24 protein-coding genes and 1 tRNA gene are annotated in these 23,108 nt (G+C 45.6%); 16 read left to right on the top strand and 9 right to left on the bottom strand.

The features are described 5' to 3' along the window. The first annotated feature begins 43 nt into the window (after nucleotides 1-43). The 4 genes from rimM (at nucleotide 44) to greB (ending at nucleotide 2,592) form a co-directional block, all read left to right on the top strand. Nucleotides 44-610, top strand: a complete 567-nt coding sequence (gene rimM / locus ACMYR3_RS11220) for a ribosome maturation factor RimM (RefSeq protein ID WP_424192038.1) — start codon at nucleotides 44-46, stop codon at nucleotides 608-610. Nucleotides 611-634: 24 nt separating this feature from the next. Continuing rightward, the gene (gene trmD, locus ACMYR3_RS11215) at nucleotides 635-1,396 is read left to right on the top strand and encodes a tRNA (guanosine(37)-N1)-methyltransferase TrmD (protein ID WP_424192037.1); all 762 of its coding nucleotides are present in this window, start codon (nucleotides 635-637) and stop codon (nucleotides 1,394-1,396) included. 140 nt (nucleotides 1,397-1,536) lie between these two features. Then, complete coding sequence (rplS, locus tag ACMYR3_RS11210; protein WP_424192036.1) at nucleotides 1,537-1,914, top strand: 50S ribosomal protein L19; 378 nt, start codon at nucleotides 1,537-1,539, stop codon at nucleotides 1,912-1,914. Nucleotides 1,915-2,073: 159 nt separating this feature from the next. Continuing rightward, nucleotides 2,074-2,592: a transcription elongation factor GreB gene (greB, locus tag ACMYR3_RS11205; RefSeq protein WP_424192035.1), complete on the top strand. Its 519-nt coding sequence runs from the start codon at nucleotides 2,074-2,076 to the stop codon at nucleotides 2,590-2,592. Here greB and ACMYR3_RS11200 read toward each other — a convergent pair. Genes ACMYR3_RS11200 through ACMYR3_RS11185 form a run of 4 tightly spaced genes read right to left on the bottom strand, consistent with a single transcriptional unit; the run spans nucleotide 2,589 to nucleotide 6,863 of the window. Next, on the bottom strand, nucleotides 2,589-5,039 hold the full coding sequence (locus ACMYR3_RS11200; RefSeq protein ID WP_424192034.1) for a RelA/SpoT family protein: 2,451 nt from the start codon (nucleotides 5,037-5,039) through the stop codon (nucleotides 2,589-2,591). The two genes, greB and ACMYR3_RS11200, sit on opposite strands and share 4 nt — an antisense overlap. Nucleotides 5,040-5,074: 35 nt before the next feature. Continuing rightward, complete coding sequence (gene rpoZ, locus ACMYR3_RS11195) at nucleotides 5,075-5,278, bottom strand: DNA-directed RNA polymerase subunit omega (RefSeq protein ID WP_424192033.1); 204 nt, start codon at nucleotides 5,276-5,278, stop codon at nucleotides 5,075-5,077. A 33-nt stretch (nucleotides 5,279-5,311) separates the two neighbouring features. Next, nucleotides 5,312-5,938 (bottom strand): guanylate kinase, encoded by a 627-nt coding sequence (gene gmk / locus ACMYR3_RS11190; RefSeq protein WP_424192032.1) that lies wholly within the window; start codon nucleotides 5,936-5,938, stop codon nucleotides 5,312-5,314. Nucleotides 5,939-5,945: 7 nt separating this feature from the next. Further along, entirely contained in the window at nucleotides 5,946-6,863 is a 918-nt protein-coding gene (locus ACMYR3_RS11185; RefSeq protein ID WP_424192031.1) for a YicC/YloC family endoribonuclease, read from the bottom strand. Between the two features lie 109 nt (nucleotides 6,864-6,972). Here ACMYR3_RS11185 and ACMYR3_RS11180 point away from each other — a divergent pair, with 109 nt between their 5' ends. The 8 genes from ACMYR3_RS11180 to glnK all read left to right on the top strand — a co-directional run bounded on the left by ACMYR3_RS11180 (nucleotide 6,973) and on the right by glnK (nucleotide 12,746). Beyond that, the gene (locus ACMYR3_RS11180; protein WP_424192030.1) at nucleotides 6,973-8,001 is read left to right on the top strand and encodes a serine/threonine protein kinase; all 1,029 of its coding nucleotides are present in this window, start codon (nucleotides 6,973-6,975) and stop codon (nucleotides 7,999-8,001) included. Nucleotides 8,002-8,052: 51 nt separating this feature from the next. Beyond that, the gene (locus ACMYR3_RS11175) at nucleotides 8,053-8,973 is read left to right on the top strand and encodes a PP2C family protein-serine/threonine phosphatase (RefSeq protein WP_424192029.1); all 921 of its coding nucleotides are present in this window, start codon (nucleotides 8,053-8,055) and stop codon (nucleotides 8,971-8,973) included. A 116-nt stretch (nucleotides 8,974-9,089) separates the two neighbouring features. After that, on the top strand, nucleotides 9,090-9,839 hold the full coding sequence (gene rph, locus ACMYR3_RS11170; protein ID WP_424192028.1) for a ribonuclease PH: 750 nt from the start codon (nucleotides 9,090-9,092) through the stop codon (nucleotides 9,837-9,839). A 9-nt stretch (nucleotides 9,840-9,848) separates the two neighbouring features. After that, a complete protein-coding gene (rdgB, locus tag ACMYR3_RS11165; RefSeq protein ID WP_424192027.1) occupies nucleotides 9,849-10,466 on the top strand; it encodes an RdgB/HAM1 family non-canonical purine NTP pyrophosphatase in 618 nt (205 codons plus the stop codon). A gap of 141 nt (nucleotides 10,467-10,607) precedes the next feature. Further along, on the top strand, nucleotides 10,608-11,828 hold the full coding sequence (hemW, locus tag ACMYR3_RS11160) for a radical SAM family heme chaperone HemW (protein WP_424196482.1): 1,221 nt from the start codon (nucleotides 10,608-10,610) through the stop codon (nucleotides 11,826-11,828). 51 nt (nucleotides 11,829-11,879) lie between these two features. Further along, a tRNA-Ser gene (locus tag ACMYR3_RS11155) sits at nucleotides 11,880-11,969 on the top strand. A 58-nt stretch (nucleotides 11,970-12,027) separates the two neighbouring features. After that, nucleotides 12,028-12,279 (top strand): hypothetical protein, encoded by a 252-nt coding sequence (locus tag ACMYR3_RS11150; RefSeq protein WP_424192026.1) that lies wholly within the window; start codon nucleotides 12,028-12,030, stop codon nucleotides 12,277-12,279. A 128-nt stretch (nucleotides 12,280-12,407) separates the two neighbouring features. Continuing rightward, the gene (glnK, locus tag ACMYR3_RS11145; RefSeq protein WP_424192025.1) at nucleotides 12,408-12,746 is read left to right on the top strand and encodes a P-II family nitrogen regulator; all 339 of its coding nucleotides are present in this window, start codon (nucleotides 12,408-12,410) and stop codon (nucleotides 12,744-12,746) included. A 604-nt stretch (nucleotides 12,747-13,350) separates the two neighbouring features. Here the strand turns inward: glnK and ACMYR3_RS11140 are convergent. From ACMYR3_RS11140 to ACMYR3_RS11125, 4 genes are all read right to left on the bottom strand, one after another. Next, nucleotides 13,351-13,527: a HipA domain-containing protein gene (locus ACMYR3_RS11140; protein WP_424192024.1), complete on the bottom strand. Its 177-nt coding sequence runs from the start codon at nucleotides 13,525-13,527 to the stop codon at nucleotides 13,351-13,353. After that, nucleotides 13,524-13,700, bottom strand: coding sequence for a HipA domain-containing protein (locus ACMYR3_RS11135; protein ID WP_424196480.1), 177 nt, complete (start codon nucleotides 13,698-13,700; stop codon nucleotides 13,524-13,526). Before ACMYR3_RS11135 ends, ACMYR3_RS11140 begins: the two co-directional genes overlap by 4 nt. 802 nt (nucleotides 13,701-14,502) lie before the next feature. Then, a complete protein-coding gene (locus ACMYR3_RS11130; RefSeq protein ID WP_424192023.1) occupies nucleotides 14,503-15,651 on the bottom strand; it encodes a Fic family protein in 1,149 nt (382 codons plus the stop codon). 347 nt (nucleotides 15,652-15,998) lie between these two features. Next, entirely contained in the window at nucleotides 15,999-17,264 is a 1,266-nt protein-coding gene (locus ACMYR3_RS11125; protein WP_424192022.1) for a hypothetical protein, read from the bottom strand. 910 nt (nucleotides 17,265-18,174) lie between these two features. On the opposite strand from ACMYR3_RS11125, the gene ACMYR3_RS11120 reads away from it, so the two are divergent. From ACMYR3_RS11120 to ACMYR3_RS11105, 4 genes are all read left to right on the top strand, one after another. Then, nucleotides 18,175-18,765 (top strand): YiiX/YebB-like N1pC/P60 family cysteine hydrolase, encoded by a 591-nt coding sequence (locus tag ACMYR3_RS11120; protein ID WP_424192021.1) that lies wholly within the window; start codon nucleotides 18,175-18,177, stop codon nucleotides 18,763-18,765. Between the two features lie 44 nt (nucleotides 18,766-18,809). Then, nucleotides 18,810-19,508 (top strand): hypothetical protein, encoded by a 699-nt coding sequence (locus ACMYR3_RS11115; RefSeq protein WP_424192020.1) that lies wholly within the window; start codon nucleotides 18,810-18,812, stop codon nucleotides 19,506-19,508. A gap of 113 nt (nucleotides 19,509-19,621) precedes the next feature. Next, the gene (locus tag ACMYR3_RS11110; RefSeq protein ID WP_424192019.1) at nucleotides 19,622-20,245 is read left to right on the top strand and encodes a hypothetical protein; all 624 of its coding nucleotides are present in this window, start codon (nucleotides 19,622-19,624) and stop codon (nucleotides 20,243-20,245) included. Between the two features lie 159 nt (nucleotides 20,246-20,404). Further along, nucleotides 20,405-20,701 (top strand): hypothetical protein, encoded by a 297-nt coding sequence (locus ACMYR3_RS11105; protein ID WP_424192018.1) that lies wholly within the window; start codon nucleotides 20,405-20,407, stop codon nucleotides 20,699-20,701. Nucleotides 20,702-22,779: 2,078 nt separating this feature from the next. On the opposite strand, the gene ACMYR3_RS11100 is transcribed toward ACMYR3_RS11105, so the two are convergent. Next, a complete protein-coding gene (locus ACMYR3_RS11100) occupies nucleotides 22,780-23,055 on the bottom strand; it encodes an HU family DNA-binding protein (protein WP_424192017.1) in 276 nt (91 codons plus the stop codon). Nucleotides 23,056-23,108: the final 53 nt, after the last annotated feature.

Here is a 23,108-nt window from a genome sequence, read left to right as displayed (position 1 = left end):
GCCAAGCAGTGCCCATTTTCTTTGGTAGCAGGACATTCATTGCATGTTGATTCCAGCAGATCTGATTGAAGTCGGTTATGTCACGGATGCCTACGGGCTCAATGGCTGGGTCAAGATCAAACCGCATGCAACCGAACCAGATGCTTTGCTCAAAGCCAAGACCTGGTGGCTGACTGAACCTCGAACTATTGCGAGTCGTGCAGCCCTGCCGGGTAATACGGCAGAATCGCTCAATGATTTTGCTGTGATGCAAAGTAAGATGCATTCCGGGTCGGTCGTTGCCCAATTGATGGGTGTTGCTGATCGCAGTTTGGCTGAAAAGCTGAAGGGCTCCGGGATATACATCAGTCGAGCGCATTTTCCTGCGACCAACCAAGACGAGTTTTATTGGGTCGATCTGGTTGGTTGCCATGTGCAAAACGAGCGACAGGAGTCACTAGGGCAGGTCGATCATCTGATTGATCATGGTGCACACCCAACGTTGGTGATTACTTATCAAAATGCCGACAATAAGACCGAAGAGCGCTTAATTCCTTTTGTCGACGCTTACATCAAGCAGGTCGATATTAAAAATCATCAAATCATAGTTGATTGGGAATTAGACTACTAGTCAAATTTTCTCCCGAGGTGCAATGTGCTATTTGACGTGGTGACACTGTTCCCTGAGATTTTTCAAGCCATTACCCAGTTTGGTGTAACTCAGCGTGCCATCGAGCGTGGTGCATTTGAGTTGAATTGCATCAACCCGCGCGACTTTACCCACAATAATTACCGTACTATTGATGATCGTCCCTATGGTGGCGGTCCTGGCATGGTGATGTTGGCCAAACCCTTGTCCGATGCCATTCATGCTGCACAAGCAAACCAAGCTCAAAAGCTATCAACTGATCATAAAGCGCCCGTGATTCTTTTATCACCACAAGGTCAGCAACTCACCCATGCAAAAGTGATGGAGCTGACTAAAAATCCAGGATTGATCCTGATTTGTGGGCGCTATGAGGGGATTGATCAGCGTCTTTTAGATACCTTGATTGATGAAGAGATTAGCATCGGCGATTTTGTGCTGACTGGTGGTGAAATACCTGCCATGGCTTTAATGGATGCAGTAGTTCGGCAGCTTCCTGGTGTGCTCAATGATGCAGACTCCGCTGTTCAGGATAGTTTTGTGGATGGTTTACTTGATTGTGCGCACTATACGCGCCCTGAAGTTATTGATGAAATGGCCGTACCTGCCCCCTTGATGTCAGGTGACCATAAGGCGATTTTGAAGTGGCGGCGCCAAAGTGCTTTGATCAATACGCAGAAAAAACGTCCGGATTTACTCGTTAAGGCTAGAAAAAATGGCTTATTAACTGTCGAAGACGAAAATTTTCTAAAATCTTTGCCGCAAGGTTGAATAAGTAGTCGTGCTATAATCACAGGCTTCTCTTGAAAAAAGAGATAGTTGGTTGATTACTTAGGTAATTTTTTTCAATCATCCTCTGCCGGCCTATTCATTTATAAAATTATCCGAGCATGATGGTATATGGAGTTTTTATGAACATTATTGAACAACTCGAAAAAGAAGAGATTGCTCGTCTGACAGCAGGGAAGAAAATTCCTGATTTCGCTCCCGGTGATACCGTGATTGTCAGCGTGAATGTTGTTGAAGGTACGCGTAAACGTGCCCAGGCCTATGAAGGTGTGGTGATTGCCAAGCGTAACCGCGGACTGAATTCTTCTTTCATCGTTCGCAAAATTTCTTCTGGTGAAGGCGTTGAGCGTACATTCCAGCTCTACTCACCATTGCTGTCTTCTATTGAAGTCAAACGTCGTGGTGATGTGCGTCGTGCCAAACTGTATTATCTGCGTGAGCGTTCAGGTAAATCTGCTCGTATCAAAGAAAAACTGCCAGGCAAAGCTGTTAATTCCTGATCAGAATTTTTTTGAAAAAAAGCCGCATTTTATGCGGCTTTTTTATTTACGCTATTGTGAGGTTTCTTTGAATAAGGCTTTGATATTCTTTGATATTCTTGATGAGCTTCGATTCTGAAAACTTAACTTTTAGCCTGGAAATATTTCTTAAGTATCCTCATGTCTAAAGCCATCAATCATCATCAGGCGTCAAGTGAAGTGGTGCCACAACCCAAGAATTATATTACTCGCCCAGGTTTCGAGGCTTTACAAAAAAGATTGCTGCAATTGATTGATCATGGGCGTCCAGAAGTTGTGAAGATTGTTTCATGGGCGGCTTCTAATGGAGATCGCTCGGAAAATGGTGACTATATTTATGGAAAGAAGCGTCTAAGAGAAATTGATAAACAGATATATCGGCTCACCAAACGTCTGGAGATGGCGGTCATCATTGAGCCTGAAAATCAGGCTGACAAAGAGCGCATTTACTTTGGTGCAACGGTTGTTTACGAAGATGATGCTGGTATTGAACGACAGATAAGAATTGTGGGTGAGGATGAGGCCGATCCAACTAATGGCATGATTAGCTGGGTTTCTCCTTTAGCTCGTGCATTACTTAAAAGGCAGATTGGCGATCTAGTCAAAGTTCCGACGCCTAACGGTGAGTCAGAAGTTGAAGTGCTCGATATCTTGTATTAATGAGTCGTATTTGAAGCTTGTGGTTTACTTCGACTTACGTGAAGCACGTAAGGTAACTCACGAATTCGCCTGATAATATTGGCCAGATGGGTACGTGAACTGGCTTCAATCAAAAACTGCATATCCGCCACGGACGAAGATGGCTCAAGATACGCCATCATGGATACATGCAAGATATTGGTTTCGCACTCATTGAGCTCAGCAGCAATTTTTGCAAGCACACCTTTCTGGTTTTGTAACTTGATTGAAATTGATACAGGTAATGCCTTACTTGTTTCTTCAGCCCATTCCACATCGATCCATCTTTCAGGATTCTTAGCCTGAATCCGTTTGCTAACAGAGCATTCTTGGCGGTGTACCAGAATAGATTGGGCTTTACCAATATAGCCGACAATGTTATCTCCAGGAATGGGATGACAACAATGAGCATAAGTGATGGACTGATTATCGTTTTTGCCAATGATGATTTTATTGCGTTTTGACGGTGTATCAAGACTATTGTCTGTGAGGGACTCAATCAAATCGCTCTTTTCAAGCAACGTTAAAATTCTCTTGGCAATCACCAACGGCACACGAGTACCTAAACCAATATCAGCAAACAATGTTTCTTTGCCATTGATACCACTTTCCACAAAAAGTTTTTGCCAGATGTTTTCTGGAATATTATCCAGCAAGATACCTGCATCTTTTAAACAGTCGCCAAGAATGCGCTCACCGAGGGCGACAGACTCCTTTAGCTGTGATGTTTTCAGGAAGTGGCGGATGTTGGAACGAGCCTTGGCAGTACAAACGAAAGTAAGCCAACTAGCACTTGGTGTGGAGTAGGGGGCTGTAATGATCTCAACGACATCACCACTTTGTAACTCGGTTCTGAGTGGTGCTAATTCACCATTGAGTTTAATGGCGACACATTGATTACCCAAGTCACTGTGAATGGCATAAGCAAAATCAAGTGCAGTCGCACCACGAGGCAAGGCCAGAATCTTGGATTTTGGTGTGAAGACATAGACTGCATCAGGGAATAAGTCGACCTTGACGTGTTCAAGAAATTCAGTTGCGTCGCCAGTCTGGCTTTGAATATCCAAAAGCGATTGCAGCCATTGATGAGTATGTTTTTGAATGGAGTTCAAATCCATACCATCATTTTTATATAGCCAATGTGCGGCTACACCTGACTCAGCAACACGATGCATTTCACGAGTACGAATCTGAAACTCGACAGGCGTTCCAAAAGGGCCAATCACTGTCGTGTGTAATGACTGATAACCATTTACCTTGGGGATGGCTATATAGTCCTTAAACTTGCCTGTCACAGGTTTGTAGATGGCGTGTAAAACCCCCAACGCCTGATAGCATTCAAGCGGTTCTTTGACGACAACTCTGAAGCCATAGATATCAAGTACTTGTGAAAATGAAAGATGTTTATCTTTCATTTTGCGATAGATGGCAAAAAGTGTTTTTTCCCGACCAAAGATTTCGGCCTCCAGCCCGGCGCGTGGCAAAGCCTTCCTCACCGAGTCCAATATTTTGTTAACAACCTCCCGACGATTGCCTCTGGCCGACTTGACTGCCTTGTCCAGCACAATATGACGTTTTGGGTGAGAGTGGGAAAAACCGAGATCCTGCAATTCCCGATAAATATTGTTAAGACCTAATCGATGCGCGATAGGAGCAAAGATTTCCATGGTTTCCTTGGCGATTCGACGTCGCTTGTCATTGGAAACAGCGCCAAGGGTGCGCATATTATGAAGCCGATCCGCCAGCTTGATGAGGATGACTCGGACATCTTTGGCCATTGCCAACAGCATTTTTCGAAAATTTTCGGCCTGTGCTTCTTCTCGGCTTTGAAATTCGATCTTGTCAAGTTTGGATAGTCCATCAACTAAATCTGCAACCTGAAGGCCGAATTTCTCTGAAAGTTCTATCCGTGATACACCTTGATCTTCAATGGTATCGTGTAACAGTGCCGCCATGATGGCATGGACATCCAGTTTCCAGGATGCGCAAATCTCCGCTACGGCGACAGGGTGGGAAATGTAAGGCTCACCACTTTGTCGAAACTGGCCTAAATGGGCTTCATCACTAAATCGATAGGCAGCACGAACTTTTTGCAGGTCAGCACGACTGAGATATTTTTCCAGAATTGCCGTTAACTCTCCAATAGAAACAGATTTAACGGTTTGATCAGATGGCCTATGCGTGGTTGGGGCAAAGAGCTGCTTTAGTCCGCTTTGCGCAGCATCTTGTGGTAAGTTTGTCGAACCTATTTTGCTAGAGGGAGCAGTGGCAAGTTGGGATTCGGAAACATCTTCGGCACTACTACTCGAAAACGCTTCCTTGATCCTGCTTGAGACTGATTGAATCAGTTTGGCAGGGGCTTTGACAAATTTAGGCGTACGAGAGTCGCCATTATTGATGATTTCGGTGGATGGCAGAGTCGTTTTCATGACTGCGGCAGGAAATCATCAGTGGTATGTACCAATTAGACTGGTACTTTTTTGAGCATCTCAATGCCAACTTTTTTCTCAGCAATTTCTCGTAAAGCGACGACGGTCGGCTTATCTTTGGAGTCGACTTTGGGTGTGTGACCCTGCACCAGCTGGCGCGCACGATAAGTGGCTGCCAAGGTAAGTTGAAAGCGATTTGGAATACTTTTGAGACAATCTTCTACGGTGATACGAGCCATATTAATCCTATAAAAACATTGGGCAGTGTGAGGTCATTCAAATCCGAGTTGGGCAAAGACTTCATGGTGCAGTTGTCGTTGACGCTCAACACGCTGTCGATCAGTTGTGACGATGGCGCAAAGTGCATCCGCCGCTGTATCGAAGTCCTGGTTAATAATAACATAGTCAAATTCACCATAATGAGCTATTTCCGACTTGGCAACAGCCAGACGTCGGGCAATGATCTCCGGAGCATCCTGTTTTCGATTTTCCAGCCGATCCTTGAGAGCATCATAGGAGGGGGGAAGAATAAAAATATCGGTACTTTTAAATAGTTTGCGTATCTGGAGTGCGCCTTGCCAGTCTATTTCCAGCAATACATCAATACCTGCCTGAAATTGGTCTTCAATCCACTGTTTTGATGTGCCGTAGTAATTGCCATGAACAAAAGCGCTTTCAAGAAACTCGCCTTTTTCTTTACGTTCGGCAAATTGCTCGGATGAAATAAAAAAGTAGTCGACCCCGTTTACTTCGCCTGGGCGAGGGGGGCGAGTTGTAAAGGAGATGGAGAGTTTGATGTCTTGAATGCGCGAAAGTAAAGCTTTAACAAGGCTTGATTTCCCCGCGCCAGAAGGTGCGCAAACAATGAACAGTGTTCCTTTGTGATGAATGCTATGCATAGGCGTGTTATTCCAGGTTTTGTACTTGCTCGCGAATTTGTTCAATGAGCAATTTGAGCGTCATGGATGCATCGGCTAGTTCTTTGGCGGCAGCTTTGGACCCCAAGGTGTTGGCTTCGCGATTCAGTTCTTGCATCATGAAATCCAGGCGTTTACCTACGTTGCCGCCTTTTTCCAGAATACTTCTGGTTTCAGCAATGTGCGCAACCAGTCGATTCAACTCTTCGGCAACATCAATTCTGATACCGTAGAGAACGACTTCTTGGCGAATCCGATCGTGAATTTCATCTTTGCTGACAACATTATTGCCTGGTGCAGTAGCTTGTTCCAATGCCAGATTGAGACGTTCCAGTAGTTTTTGTTGATGCTTTTCAATCAACATGGGGGTCATGCCAGTCAAACCTGTCACAACGATTTCCATTTCGCTCAAGGCTTTAAAAATAATTTCCTTTAAACGTGTGCCTTCATTACTGCGACTGGTCACAAATTGCTTCAGACAATCTTGCAGACAGTGCAAAATCGTTTCTTGCAGTGTTTCCGACGTGATATTGGTTTCAGTTAATACCCCGGGCCAACGCAGAATTTCGGCAACAGACAACGGCATGGCCTGACGATGTGTGGTCAAAATGGTTTTTTGCAATTCAACCAGGTTTTGTAGCACTGTTTGGTTCAGATTTTGCGTGACCTGATTTTGTGTGAGCAAAGAGATTCGACATTCAATCTTGCCCCGGCTAATTGTCTTGCAAATGGCCTCCTTAAATGTGGCTTCCATTTGGCGCAATTCATCCGGGATTTTGAATACGAGGTCCTGATATCGTGAATTGACACTTTTCAGCTCAACGTTGACAGTCAGCTGCTCTGGATTTTCTGCGGTACTTTTTGTGGTTATGCTCTGATTGGCATAGCCTGTCATGCTAAAGATCATAGTAATTGTGGCGTAATTATTATTGTGAATTGTAAAAAGGCTGCAAACTTAAAGAGAAGTCCCGATAATCTATATCCAATGTAACTCAATAGACTCTCAAAAACAAAAAATGTCTCAATCCAAAAATGCAGCACTGCCAGATGGAACAGAACTCAATGGTTATCGTATTGTAAAGAAGATAGCTAGCGGTGGCTTTAGTATTGTCTATCTGGCACTTGATGAAACGGGTAATCGGGTAGCGCTCAAGGAGTATTTGCCTGGATCGCTCGCTGTGCGTATTGATGGTGAGCATTCTCCCGTTGTGTTGCCCGAGAATGTGGTGACATTTCGCCTGGGGTTGAAATGTTTTTTTGAAGAAGGCCGTGCTTTGGCCAGAATTTTCCACCCTAATGTGGTGCGTGTTCTCAATTTCTTCCGTGCCAATGACACTGTCTATATGGTCATGAATTACGAGTCTGGCAAGACCCTGCAAGAATATATCTTGCGTTTGAAGGATCGTGGTGAGAAACAGATATTGCCTGAGAACGTGATTCGCAAGATATTTTTTGAAGTCATGAATGGTTTGCGCGAAGTGCATACCAACAAGATGCTGCATCTTGATCTCAAACCAGCCAATATCTATCTTAAAAATGATGGTGCACCCATGCTGCTGGATTTTGGTGCGGCTCGTCAAACCATCATGACCGAAGGTGAAAAGTTGCAGCCCATGTATACGCCAGGTTTTGCTGCGCCTGAGTTGTATACCAAAAATGCCATTTTAGGACCTTGGACTGATATTTATAGTATTGGCGCGAGCATGTACGCGAGCATGACGGCAACGCCAGCTCAAGAAGCGAATGCACGGTTGAAAAATGACAAGTTGATAAAGAATCTGGATGGACTCAAGGGAACCTATTCTCAAGAGCTTATCGACTTGGTGCGCTGGTGTTTGGAGCTCGATCCTCTGAAGCGTCCGCAAAGTGTTTTCTCTTTACAGAAAATTTTGCGAGAACAGGCATTGGATTTGAAACAGCGCAAACAAATGTTTGGTCTGCCTTATAAAGTTAAAAAAGTGTTGACTCAGTTTAAGCCGATTTTTGATCGTAGTAAATTTGCCGATAAGGAGATGGTGTCTGCTACAGATACCAGTGCGATTTGATAGCGGGTTTGTTCAAGCGAGACTAGACGATATTAATTTGATAAGAACAAAATGAAATTTTCCATCTATCAGGAAAGTAAACTTGGCGCGAGGAAGATGAATCAGGACCGTATGGGGTACTGCTTCACTTCGGATTCATTGCTGCTACTGCTGGCTGACGGCATGGGCGGTCACGTCCAGGGCGAGGTTGCGGCTGATATTGCGATGCGCACGATTGCCTCTTTATTTCAGAATGAGGCGCAGCCAAGCATTAAAAATCCTGAGCGATTTCTTGAGCAAAGTTTTCTGGCGGCGCACGATGCCATTTGTGCTTATGCCAAACTCAATAATATGAATGAAAGTCCCCGCACAACCATGGTGGCTTGTGTCATTCAGGAAAACCATTGTTATTATGCGCATGCTGGCGACTCACGTTTTTACTGGTTGCGTAATGGCGAAGTCAAAGCGCGCACGAGTGATCACTCCCGACTTGAAAATCTGATTCGGCAAGGTAAGGTTGCACCAATGATGCGCTCTACGCATCCGGATAGAAACAAGCTTTATAACTGTCTAGGATCGCCCATCTTGCCAATGGTTGATGTTGGTAAACGGATTTTGCTGGATGCAGGCGATATCTTGTTGCTTTGCTCTGATGGCTTCTGGTCTTATCTTTCTGAAGACGATCTGGCTCGTAAATTGACGCGCAGTACGATCGTGCGGGCGATTCCAGAATTGATTGATCTGGCCATTGCCGAAGCCGCTGAACAGGCGGATAACACGACTGCCCTGGCCGTGATGTGGGAGTCAGCTGCTGATACCGTGGAAGAAATGACGATTACCACGCAAACCATGCCAAAAGGTGTTTTTTCGACGACCGTGCAGGCTGAGTTGCCGCAGGGTATGACGGCATTGGCTTTGGATGATGATGAGATCGAGCGCTCAATTGCCGAAATCAATCAGGCAATCCAAAAGTCGATTCGTTTAATTTCGTAAATCATTCTTTGACCGAAGCTCGGTGTTCGGATTGCGATGCAGTAATTTCTATTTTTTAGTTTCAAGCTAGCTAGTCCACCATCCGGCATAATGCGGTTTTAAATTTGGCTCGCATTATGTCAATCTCATTTACCGAAAACGCTTTTTCTCGTCCTTCCGGACGCACTCCCAATCAACTTCGTCAAGTCTCCATTGAGCCTGGCTATACCAAACATGCCGAAGGCTCAGTCTTGGTTTCTTTTGGTGATACCAAAGTCATTTGCACGGCCAGTGTTGAAGACAAGGTGCCTGGTTTTCTCAAAGGGCAAAACCAGGGCTGGCTGACGGCTGAATATGGCATGCTGCCTCGCTCTACGCATAGTCGCATGGATCGTGAGGCCGCTCGCGGCAAGCAGAGTGGTCGCACACAGGAAATTCAGCGCCTGATTGGTCGTTCTCTGCGTGCTGTGGTGGATTTGACCAAACTGGGTGAGCGTACTATTCATCTTGATTGTGACGTCATTCAGGCCGATGGTGGCACACGTACGGCCAGCATCACGGGCGCATCCGTGGCGGCGCAACTGGCAATTCAAGGGTTGTTGGCACAAGGTAAGCTGACGGAGTCGCCATTATTGGATCAGGTAGCAGCCATTTCGGTGGGTATTTATCAGGGGGTGCCGGTGTTGGATCTGGATTACGCGGAAGACTCCAATTGTGATACCGACATGAATATTGTCATGACCGGAACAGGTGGCTGCGTGGAAATTCAGGGTACTGCTGAAGGTAAACCTTTTTCCAAAGCTGAAATGAACAGTTTGCTTGCCTTGGCCGAGCAGGGCATTACAGAATTGATTGCCTTGCAACAGCAGGTTTTGAATCGTCGTTAGGATTAAATCGTGCAATCAGCGGCACAGGTTAACCTGCAAAAATTGGTACTTGCGTCCAATAACCAAGGTAAGTTGCGAGAGTTTGAACACTTATTGGCGCCATTGGGTATCGCGGTTTTTACGCAGTCACAATTCAATGTGGCCGAAGCCGAAGAGCCACATCCTAGTTTTGTCGAAAATGCCCTAGCCAAAGCGCGCCATGCAGCCCAGCAAACGGGCTTGCCTGCCTTGGCAGATGATTCGGGTTTGTGTATGAATGCCTTGGCCGGTGCACCCGGCGTTTTATCGGCCCGTTATGCCACCTTGTTTGGTCATGACAAATCAGATGCGAACAATAATGCGGCATTGCTTGACGCGATGAGTGGGCATACTGATCGGCGTGGTTTTTATTATTGTGCCTTGGTGCTGGTGCGCTCGGCTGAAGATCCAATTCCCTTGATTGCTGAAGGGCGTTGGCATGGCGAACTCCTGATGGCGCCACTGGGGCAGGGTGGGTTTGGCTATGATCCCTTGTTCTATCTGCCAGCACTGAAAGTCACCGCCGCCCAGTTAACGGCAGAACAAAAGAACCTGCTTTCTCACCGTGCTCTGGCGATGCAGGATTTATTGAAAAAACTGTCTGCTTAGTCGGCAAGTCATTTTTGATGGATACTCCCGAAGAAATGATGATATTTTTTATATTCTCTTTGTTCAGGTAAGTAAATAGGTCTTTCCCAGGCATCAATTTTTTACTCCGGATGAGTATATTTTTCAGTCCAAATGATCCCCATAATTCCGCAATCGTCATCTGCATCTGATACGTCGAGTCTAGTTGTGCCCCTGTTCAATCGGCCTGGAGCAATTCAGATCACCACCCAGCTGCCCTTATCGCTCTACATTCATTGGCCATGGTGTGTGCGCAAGTGTCCTTATTGTGATTTCAATTCGCATGAAGATAAAGAAAGCGCTTCGGAAGATCAGTACATCGATGCACTGATTACCGATCTGGAGTTGTCCTTGCCCCTGATTTGGGGGCGGCGTATTCATACCATTTTTTTGGGGGGGGGTACGCCCAGCCTGATTTCTGCTGCAGGTCTGGATCGACTGCTTAGCGCCGTTCGTGCCAGAGTGACGGTGGAGGCCAATGCAGAAATAACACTGGAGGCCAATCCCGGTACTTTTGAGCTCGAAAAATTTCTAGGTTTTAAAGCGGCGGGCGTCAACCGTTTATCGCTGGGCATTCAAAGTTTTAATACTGAACATCTCAAAGCCTTAGGGCGGATTCATGACGCACAAGAAGCGCAAGCCGCAGCCCAATTTGCGATCGAAACCTTTGAAAATTGCAATCTCGATTTAATGTTTGCCTTGCCTGGCCAAACGCTTGAGCAATGCGCACACGATGTCACCACGGTACTATCCTTTGCAGCTCCGCACATATCGCTTTATCACCTCACTATCGAGCCCAATACCTATTTTCATCGCTATCCCCCCGAGATTCCTGATGATGACCTGGCTTTTGCCATGCAAGACATGATTGGTGAGCGGCTGGATCAAGCTGGTTATCAACACTATGAAGTTTCTGCTTATGCCAAGCCTGGGCAGCAAGCACGACATAACCTCAACTACTGGCAGTTCGGCGATTATTTGGGAATTGGTGCCGGCGCGCATAGTAAACTTTCATTTCCACATCGTATCGTGCGGCAAATGCGTTTCAAGCAGCCTCAGGCCTATGTAGCTGGTATCAACCAACAACAGCCCGTACAGGAAGAGTTTGAAGTGAGTGCGGCAGATTTGCCATTTGAATTTATGCTCAACGCTTTAAGGCTGACGAATGGTTTTGCCATGACGGACTGGGCCGAACGGACTGGTTTGTCCCTTTCAGTCATTCAAAAACAACTGGATGAAGCTGAAAAGCGTGGTTTGATTTATCGAAACCATCAAAAAGTCGTGCCAACTGTACAAGGACAGCGTTTTTTGAATGATTTACAGATGCTTTTTTTGCGCGAATAGTCAGAATAATTGTATAATCTTCGATTCCCAATGCAGCACTAGGGATTCCAAGGAAGCGTGGCAGAGTGGTTGAATGCACCGGTCTTGAAAACCGGCGTGGGTGCGAGCCCATCGTGAGTTCGAATCTCACCGCTTCCGCCAGGACATCAATGTTTGTGCAGTTCTTGATGGTAACTTTGATTCCTACCCATCATAGCGCATGAGATTAAAAGAAATTGAACGAAAGCCCAGTTTTTATAACTGGGCTTTTTTGTTTTTAGTCAGATTATTTTTCTTTGATACTGGTTGTGTCAAAGCATCACAATGGTGTCAAACAAAGCAACGCCAAGGCAACACAATGTCGACCTGTTTAGAAAGATGTGACACCAGTCAGTTATTTGCTCAGTCTATTGGCGGTTTGTTGGTGATCATATTGCTGTTGGCAACTGGTACTTTGGTTATGGTTTATTAAAGTCGCTACTTCACTGCGACTTGACGCTGAAGAGGCATTTAATGGCACTGCTTGATCAATTTTATCGATTCACAAAATTTTAGCGACACCCGATATAGAATAGCGCTGTTTACTAGGAGACGAAAAATATGAAATTAGTAACTGCCATCATCAAGCCATTCAAGCTTGATGAAGTGAGAGAGGCCTTATCCGAGATTGGTGTGTCAGGTATTACTACGACAGAAGTAAAAGGCTTTGGTCGTCAGAAAGGGCATACCGAGCTTTATCGTGGTGCGGAATACGTCGTCGATTTTCTTCCCAAGGTCAAGCTGGAAATCGCGATCAGTGATGAGGTGGTTGATCGAGTCATTGAAGTCATTGAAAAGGCGGCGCGTACCGGCAAAATTGGTGATGGGAAAATTTTTGTGACCAATATTGAACAGGCGATTCGTATTCGTACCGGTGAGGCAGGAACTGAGGCACTATAAGTTTTTGCTGTGGTGACCTGTTGATAGAAAAGCCCGAAGTCTTCGGGCTTTTCTATTTTGGTCAATTGACCGATTTGAAAATTTATTTTTATGTTCTTCAAAGCAAAAAGCCCTGTCGCAAGAACAGGGCTTTTTGTAGATATTGGTAGGACGTGCGGGGATCGAACCCACGACAAACGGATTAAAAGTCGTGGAAAAATTTATCATCTTATTATTAATCAATGACTTGCAATGCTTGCCGTATATCGTTTTCAACGTCACACATGGGTATCAAATCATAGTTTTCTGAAAATTGACACAAATCAGTCACAGTCTGTATCGGATTTGCCAGAGCCAGCAGGACCAGTGAGCTGCCAAATTGTCAGTGCGCAGCCTTGCTCAATTAAAACACTGATCTTCTCAATCACCGCATTGCTGGCAAATGCCGAGTCCTGTGGTTGATTGGAGTTTGCGCGCGGTGGTTGGCAGTGATCTTGCGATTTCCAGAATGCTCAGTTTGGCCTGAGCCTTACTGAGTCCGGTACTTTGTGTAAACTGATCCCAGTGCTGCATCCAAACCTCGCTGAACTCGTCCTTGCTGCCAATTTTATTGCCATCTTCTGCATCAGTGAAGGGTACACGGCAGTTGACAGTGCGTCATACAGAGTGGTGCCAGGGTAGTGGCCTTACCCGTGTGCAACAATAAAAAATTCTTGGCATGCGCATCATGATTACTGATCAACGCATTAAATATCACATAGTCCAACAGACACAAAACGTGCGATGCATTGGGGCGTGTCACCCTACGCACCAGGTCAAAACACTGGGCCAAATCAGGCCCCCTCCGTTTTGGTACTTCATCTCAGGCACAACACTTAGCGCCTGGCAGAAATCCTCCTGGTGGATACGTTGCTGCTGGCCTTGGGCCTCCACCGTGCGGTCGTAGCGCTCAACGAGCAGAAACGAGCGACCCATAGCACACGGTGAATTATCGATTTTGCTGGTTGAGCTGCATGGCCTCAGCCAATGCCAGGCAATAGGCTTCATTGGCAACGCTATCTTCCACAGCGTGAGTGAATAGCCAGTTTCAGAACGTGAGTGCTGGGCGTGCTGTGAAGGAGTAACCCGATGCGGTAACTCATCCAGCAGAGCAATAACGGCTTCGTCGTTTAGCCATTGCACTTCTTGACTGTCACCCGACACCGACAACGCCTGCCTTGGTGCTAAGAGAGTCACGGCCCCAGCACATTCGCCACTGATGAAGTCCAGCGGCGCAAAGTCATTTTGGCGAGATACCTGGAACTGCTGCGTAATCAGGTGCCGACATAGTCGGCAAATAGCCAGACGACCAGCTCATGCACTATCGTCGGAGCGCTTACTTTGATCGTTGGTCACAACTGCTGATAATCCCATCAACTGGAGCTCTCCACCTAGAGCATGAATGACTCTGAGCGCGTTTTCCAGTCATACGGTGGGCTTACCGGCCTTGAGGTCGACGATAAAAGCGCACGCCCACTCGGGCAGCCATCGCCAATTGGGGCTGTGTGAGCGCGAGTTGTTGAGGTGTTCGAATGGATGTCATAGTTTCAAGTTTCCCGTTTGGGAAATTAGCGGTCACCACTGATCGCTGCACCAGAGATATTTACTGATTCGGAATGTTGCGCGTGCTGAGGCCGGTTTGGTTATATATTCCTTGTTCAGGAAGGGTTGAACACATTTTAAAGCAGCTAATTAATGTATGTATGCATATGGAATGCTATTGGCTTGCGGATGTTTGTCATCGGGAGAGTAGTTCAACGTAGGCTTGGTAACTGTAGCTACGGTTCTTTTTTTGGCCTGTCATCTCCGTCACAATGCCCAAGTCCTCCAGCGCATTCACTGCAGCAGTAGCGGTGGGGAAGCTGGTTTCCAATTGCTGGCGAACGCGCTCAATTGTGAAGCGCGGCATCATCGGCAGCATCTCGAACAGCCGATAGCTTGCCGGTCCGGCCTTGGATGACTGCAATAGCTGCTTGCGATCGGCTGCCACGAGCGTGGCTACTTCAATGATGTTCTTTTCGGCGTCCCCTGCGGCGGTTGCCACCCCCTCCAGAAAGAACGTCACCCATGACTCCCAATCGCCTTCAGTTCGGATAGCTGACAAGCGACGGTAGTACTCAGTTTGGTGTTGCTTCAGATAACCGCTGAGGTATATCAATGGCTCTGACAACAATCCCCAATGTTCAAACAAGGCTGCGATCAGCAGGCGGCCGATACGCCCATTGCCGTCAAGGAAAGGGTGGATGGTTTCAAATTGCGCGTGAATGAGCGCCACCTTGACCATGGGTGGCAAATCGGTCGCCGTGTCATGAAGGAATCGCTCCATGTCGGCCAGCAATTCAGCTACGCGCTCTGGCGGTGGTGGTACAAATACCGCATTGCCGGGGCGCGTGCCACCAATCCAGTTTTGCGATCGGCGCAGTTCTCCTGGCTGTTTGCCAGCACCTCTGGCACCGTCAAGCAGAAAGCGATGGGCATCGCACAGCAGCCGTACACTGATGGGTAGTCCTTTGGGGTCACGTAACTGATCTTGAACCCAGCGGAACGTGCGGAGGTAGTTCGTTACCTCTTCCACATCGTCGGTGTTGCTTACCTTGAAGCCCGCTTCTTCATCGAACAAATCAGTCAGCGTGGCCTGGGTCCCTTCAATCTGCGAGGTGAGCAAGGCTTCCTTGCGGATGGCGCTGTACAGTAGCCAGTCCACCGACGGAACCAATCCAGACACGCCAGCCAGACGTGCGAGCGCAAGTTCTGCCTGGCGATTGAGGCCAGCGAAGACAGCAGTCTCCAAGACTGGGGCAGTCGGTGGCAAAGAATGCGGAACGAACGCACGCACTGACTCACCCAGGGTGGTCGAAATTGCGTAGGTACCGGTGGCACGGGTCATTGAAAGCATACTTTAATTGCGGATATCATATTAAATCACTCTTTAATATAGGTTGCAACAATTAAAGAAATCTTTAATATAACCAGGTGCTCTTGACTACTTGTTGCGTAGAGCTGCTTGCAAGCGGCATGTAGTGCAACGCGGAGTTTACCCGCAATCCTACCAGTTCCGACTGTATGTAGGCATCAATTGCGGTCCATTCAAACTGTCTTTAAGGCATTGAATCTGAACGCGATTGTGGAATGATGTTATCTTTTTTTTAAAGCGATAGTCTATGATTATTATCATGTTGGTGAACTGCCTTAAACGTTAACCAATCTGCACGGTTGGGGGTTCGACAGTCACGGTTAACTAATCTTAATTTGTCTTATGAGAGGTTGGTTGATTACGACTTTGCTATCTGAGCCGATACGCTGATAGACAACTTGTTCACCCGATTTCGTATTGCCAGTGAACAAGTCATAAAGTCTAAGCGTAATAGCGTTAGGTAGATAAATTATGCCATTGGCATAGGTGGTGCCATTGTCATCCCGCATTTCTTCAATTAGGCGAGGGTGTAATTTGCCTAAGTTGGGATTTCCAGACAATGGCACCTCGGCGGCGGCTTCTGACAATTGCTTGAGATGCTGAAACGTTGCAGAGCCGCTATGAGGGTCTGTATGTGATGATGTTGGTGGTGCCTCATTCATTGGGGTTTCCATGCGCGGTATCGGATGCTGAAGGATTTGGCCCCCAAGATTAACTGATAAGTTCATCTTGATCGGAGGCATGGTACTCGAGTCAGAGAGTGAGATTATCATTGGGATAAACCGGTTAATCTCTGTGTTGACGGTGCTATCTGAGGCAATCTGAATTGATACAGTGTTACTAGACCAATGACCTGTCCATTCTTCTGCAGTGGGTGTCAAATTGCGACTGTAGGTTGCAGGTTGAGACGGGCCGGTCAGATCATGATGGGCCTCAGGTGGGCCATCTAGTAAGTCCATCCGAATCCAAGCGTGATCAACAATACCCGTTAATGCTGCTAGATCGGCCACTCCAGCGACTGGGCCGCCAACAAGAAACGCAGCAGTTCCAGCGGCGAAATCGGCGGCTTGTTGTTCGCCATCTACATCGCCGATGACAGGAAACATTCCTTTATTGTCAGTAGCATTAACAACGCCGTTAGAGGGAATAAAGCTAAAGGGCAGGGATTCCGCGGCGCTCGTTTGAAAGCGGCTGCCTGAGGTACCAGAGTAATCACAGTCCGGTGTGACGTCAGTTGGATTGGCGACAAATCGACAATGTGTTACGCCATAAAACGGGTTATTCCAGTAGAGGTAGATCATTCCAACCGGTTTGTCTGCGCCTAGGAAGGCATCATAGACATCATATTTCACATATCCCTCGGTACCACCAAATGCATCGTCACTTTCGGACTGAAATCCACCGGTTCCGTCTTGGTTTGGAAGGACGTAAATGGTATTGCGGTCACCGGGATTGGCAAAACCGATAACACCAGGAGGCGCTTGTCCAGTAGTCCAATTTCCTTGACACATATGGTTAAAGCTCTGCGACAGAACGAGGTTCTGGGTTAGGTTGCGAATACTTACTCGAAAACTCCGGGCTGCCATAGGAATATCCTTGAAATGTCATCTACCTGAATCACGAATAGTAGTTATGACAGATTGATAAAATCCTTGATCGATTCCATTCGAGTTTTTGTTTTCACATCATGATGTTTCAAGGGTGATAAATTGCATCTAGAAGTAATAATATAACATTATATTATTAATCTAAAAAATATTGATGTGGGTTGGTTTGCCTATCAGCGCGTATATCTCTATACCAATCATCGGCTGTTGAAATCCTTCATTTACTGATAATAGTCCAATTGATGTAAATCCATGTAATACATTCTGTGTGATGGTTAAGCCCAGAGTACGCCTACATCGAACTTATTCACAGTTATGGAATGAGCATCAAATAGTTGATTGCATTCACGCTGGGAAAGTCCAATCTAGCGGTGAAAGTTAGCATGGTATTTATATTTGAATCTACACAATGCCCAGCTAGTTAAATAACTATGAATGAGGAGCATCCTTTGTATTTCTTTGATTTCAATTGGAAAACAGTTTGGCTAACTTAAGCGTTACTTAGAAATAAGACTATTTACCAAGATTTTTCTAAACGTCATCAAAACGACTTGTAGTAAAGTATATTATTACAATCTAACTAATCGCATTTGACATGCATGTTTATGTATTTTTCAGATGTTTAAATCACTTTGAGCTTTAATATCAGCAATATTATTCGAGCTACCGTTATCTCCGTTACGATCTTCTTTTTATGCTAGGAAATATCAGCAAGATTGGCTTAAATACAGAGACGAAAACTGTACTTTAGTTGATGGATGAGAGGGCGGTAATAATCTTTGGGTAACTCATTTTGCGGCCCTCTGTCACGCTGGTGCTATTACCGAAAGAGTTAAAAGGTATTGCAAATGGCATAGGCAAGCCATAACCAGCAATTCTCACCATAACTATGATCGAAAATCTCTCGCTTGAATCTGGGGACCTGGTTTTTATTGCGATTCCTAATAAGCTCTATCGTCGGGTTGCCCTGGCAACAGGTTCGCCAGCATCTCATGTGGGTATTGTGTTTTTTGATGAAGCAAAGGGCTGGCTGGTGGCAGAAAGCACCATCCCTTTTTCCAAGTACACACCGCTTGAGAAATTTCTGTGTCGCTCAGATCAAGGGTGGCTGCAGATCCGACGTCTAAAAGGTGGGTTGACAAAGGAGCAAGTAAAAGCGCTCAAGGAAGCATGCGATGCTCGTATGGGAAAGCTCTATCATTTGGGCTTTCGTTATGAATCGCCACGTCAGTTTTGTTCCAAGCTCGTTTATGAAGTCTATCTGAGTGTACTCGGTGTCCCAGTCGGCCATCTGGAGCAATTCGGAGAGCTTCTGAAAAAAAATCCGGATGTCCCGCTTGCCTTCTGGCGAACCTGGTTCTTTGGGTTCATCCCATGGTCGCGATTAACCGTCACGCCTGCGAGTCAGATCAATTCATCAGTATTAGAAGCTGTTTATGAAATGCCCATGCTGACGACAAACACTAAAGGCAGTTCATGAAGCACATAATTATTAGTATTGTTGCCGTATTCATAATGTGTTTTATGAATCAGCCTGTATTGGCGATAGAACCAACGAGTGTTGCTGTCGATATGATACTAAACGGACTCAGGAAATTAAGTGATTCAGAGGAGTTTCAACAAATAGAGGAGGCAATTAATTTATCGGATTCTTTGCAACGAGAAATAAGTGAATTGGTGGCCTTAAATCGATTTGATGGTTTTTTGCTATTGTCTCAAACACAATTCGCGGAGGGAAAGGCTGCAATATTTAGTGGGTTTGCCCAAGGTACTCAAATTGTTTTGAGAACCAAGTTCTTAAAAGAAATAAAACAGACACTGTTATTTGATGTTGTTTATTCTGATGACATTGCGCCTAATAATACTGTTTTCGTTCTTTCGCACCTTCTATATCACTTAAGTTACCCCCTTGATCCTCGCCAGTATTCGTCCCTCGAAACTTTTTCTGCTGCTGCTATGAAAATTGAAGCGTATGCATTCATACAAGCTTGGAATGCCATGTTGAAAGTGGCTGAGCAGAAAAATGATGCCAAGCCGCTTTCGACAAGACAAGTTAATCAGTTGTTAATGAATACTCGCTATAAATTCGCATTCTTAGGGGCAACAAATCTGAAAGCAGATCCGCTGACGTTCACTGCATCTGGGGGAGTGGAAGCGAATGAAAATAATATTCAAGCTATTGTTGTCACGTTGAAGAATAGTAGGCATGCCGATATTGAGTAGATTCAATGAATAGTAAAGTCAGAATCGTTTTTGCTTGATCGATGGTTTGGTTCATAGATTCATACATTATTTTCTTGAAGATGCTCAAGACATCCCATCCTACTGACTCATCTATGTACCGACTACTTGCATTGATTCTTATTATTTTTTTGAATTCTTGTGCAATTAAACAAGCGGTGGTAACCGATAATCGCAGTCCTTTGACGGATGTATACCTCATTCCAGTAGGTGATTTTTCATACGAGTTTACGAATCAGCTAGCCAATAAATTGAGTTCGGAATTACACATTTTGGTTCGTGCCTCTTTACCCATGGGCGCTGCCAATTTAAAGTTAATAGACGGTAGTTCTCAAGTAGTTGCTGACGAAATAACAATGCTTGCTCATCAAGTTGGAGCACGAATTGAATCGAAAAACAAAAACCTTTTTGTTGTAGCCCTTACAACTCTCGATATCAATGATCCTTTGCAAAGTCTTCGCTTTCTTTTCGCTAAAAATGATACTGCAAATCACGCATCCGTGATTTCAATTGCGAGAATGTTTAACTCAACTTCGAAGGTAAATGGTAGTCAGGCACAGGTAGCTATTCGAATTCAAAAAATGGTAAAGAGAGCAATCGGGGAGCAATACTTTAGATTACCTAGATCAGTGGATATTACTGACGTCATGTATGCGCCAATCATGTCACTTGAGGACATTGATGAAATGGGTTCAGATTACAGGGCAATGGCGAATTGACATGCTTAACCCACCTTTCAAAGGAGTCGCCAGCCATCTGGTTCCAACATACCAATCGCACTTGTCTATTTAAATGTATTGTGCTGGTGCGGGCGAATCCATCGTCCTCGCCATTTTTATGACTATACTTATCAACCTGTATTGTTGAGGGGATTAATCATGACTACGATGACTGATATGGAAGAATGGCTTTTCGAAGCCGCACCGAAAAATCCAGATGAAGTTTATGCGCTCTATAAGGCAGTGCAAGATGACGCCAAGAAGGGCATTTTCGATTGCAAGGTTTTTGCCGGTAAGCATGAATGGCTGATTAAATGTGGTCGTGCTCAAAATACCTTGTTACTAGCTTCTACCAAAGCAAAAGGGCTTTTTCTCTCCCTAATCCACTGTTTTTACGCTGATCCTGAAATTGATATGGATGACTGGTATCGTTATAGCCAAGCCGTTGCTATCTAGGAGTTAGCAGTCATATTCCAAGAGTCGCAACCTCTGGTTCCAAATCAAGGCATGGTTTTAATCTGCTCGACACGCTTGAGCATCACAAACAAAATGGCATCGACGAGAGTTCGGATCGCAAAGTTCGCTCGTTCCTCGTGTCCGTAGAGAAGCCGTGATTTGAGTGGCACAATTTGGAAAGTTAAATTCCCGTAAAAATGTTACGTGGATTCTCTCCATACCAAAAAGTTGTTCGCCGACTAAATCACGCACAATTGCTCGATTTTCTTCAATTTGATCCGAGGTTTGGGTAAGGTTTTCTGACAGAGGGCTAACTCCTTGCTCAGGGTTCTCAAATACCCTGTGCCTTGAATCTGTTTTTAGATTTTTCTCACCATTCTTGAGAATGACAAACGAGTAGAACGTCAATTTGTTCCCGTTTAGGGTTTTCCTCTCCAAACATCCAGTCTGATACTCGTATCTAAGCTCTTAAATTGAGGCAAAAAACTTGTGAGGTTTGTCAGTGTAGCTTTCCCCTCAGGTAATACGGAAAGGGTTTCCTGATTAATTGGCAAGCATGCTTTAATTTCAACATATGGCTCAATTGCTACTGTCATTGCATGCGTCAATTGGGAAAAAAGCGATAGTGTCACAAATATCAAAATAAGCAGTACTTTATTTATATGCATAGGGAATCTGTTTATCTGCTGTTACCGAGGTGAGCTTGGTTGTGCAGTCTTAACCTTAATACACTGACTGAAATTGAACAATAGTATGTTGGGACTAGCCTTCAAGTGGACTTCCCGCTTTACTAGGCGATTTCCAAGTTCATCTTGTAACCATACGAGATGCGGTTGCGCATTGTGTTACATGACCACCAAGGAATGTCGTCGTACTGTGCGGCGAACACTGGGTCAACGTGCTTGATGTTGTTTGAAGCTTTGCCGATGATCTTGTGTTGCGGATCATGGCATCCTGCATTCGTTCGCTGTTCAGGAATGCCATCTCGTCGATGTCCGCTGTATAGCCGTCAATGCGCTAGATGGCTTTGAGGATGTGGCCGAGGTAATTCGGAGCGCGCAGAGCCTTGGTCAAATTGGGATCACCTCAGCCAGCATCGTGCTGCAGAATGCATTAGACAAAGCCTTGGGCGTCAGCACATCGACTTGACACACCAAAGCAGGTGTTGCAGCTCCACCTGAATGGCGGCCACGTCCATCAGCGTCGTTTCTGGCGTCGGATCAATGAGAATTCCAAGCGCTGCTGTCAGTGTCCTGGCCGCGCAGTACAGGCGCGGTGAAACTCAACCACATGCCGGAGGATCGCAGCACGGTTCGAGGCCAAGGCTTCATAGGGCTTCACGTCTTCTTCTCCCACTACAATCCGGTTTTACGCCCAGATAACATGACACGGGTCAGACGCCGGAAACACATTCAAATCGGGATACCCAAACATTTGACTTTATCAAATATAACTAGCGAAAAATCCGTGCTGAATTAGGTTTGGAGTGCAATAAATATCTATATTACGAAGTAAGCGAGTTATTTCTTGCAGTCTCATTGGCCGTAATTGAATGAGGCTTGAACTTAAAGTATCTCCGCCTTGCTTTGATCTCTAACCCCTCGTGTTTCGCGACGGCTACGAACAGCCAAATATTGAGCTGCTACGGTCGTGGCAGCACTCATGACCCAAAGCCAGTAGCCTAACTCGTAACTCGTGATCTTTGAGTAATCCGGCGCTTCACTGGATACCACTGTCGGGTAAAGCAAAAAACTCAGCATGAAAATAAGCGCTGCACAGGCGAACTTGAGTCCTAGAGTAAATTTCCCAGAGTTAAATTGTATCCAACTCATTATCAAGAGGGGATTACCAAGCCAAGCGAATTGGCCATGAGCGATGCCAATCCAGCCTATCAAGAGTAGGGCCCTGGCAGGAGCCCATGCGTGAGGGTCTGGCTCGTCAATGAGATAACCGTCTTGAGTGAGGGCGGATGCAAATAGACAGATGCTGACGAGCAAGAGAAGAAGTGATTTCTGAGGGCGCATATTTTGATTAAATTCATTACTTCCTATTGAATAAGTTAGCCGCTTTATGACTGCTTAAGGGTTTATTGCATCCTTGAGTGCTTTAATTGGTTTAAAAACAGCGGCATTACGAGCCGTAATTGGCATGGTTTTACCGGTAATCGGATTTCTGCCAACTCTTGCTGGCCGTGCTTTAGCAGTCAATTTACCCAGGCCGGGTAAGGTAACATCATCACCTTCCAGCAATGCTTTTTGAATCGTCAATCCCAGTTCTTTCAGTAATTGGTCAACTTGCTTTCTATTCAAATCAGTGCGAGTCACCAATCTTGAAATCAGTTCGGTCTGTGTCATGTTTTCATTCCATATATTGAAGAAGGCGAACACGATTCTCTCAAGATAAAGAT

Origin of the sequence: Ampullimonas aquatilis (assembly GCF_049675895.1) — a bacterium.
Classification (GTDB): Bacteria; Pseudomonadota; Gammaproteobacteria; order Burkholderiales; family Burkholderiaceae_D; genus Ampullimonas; species Ampullimonas aquatilis.
Note: the sequence above shows the minus strand (reverse complement) of the source record. Positions and strands in the feature narration are given on the sequence as shown.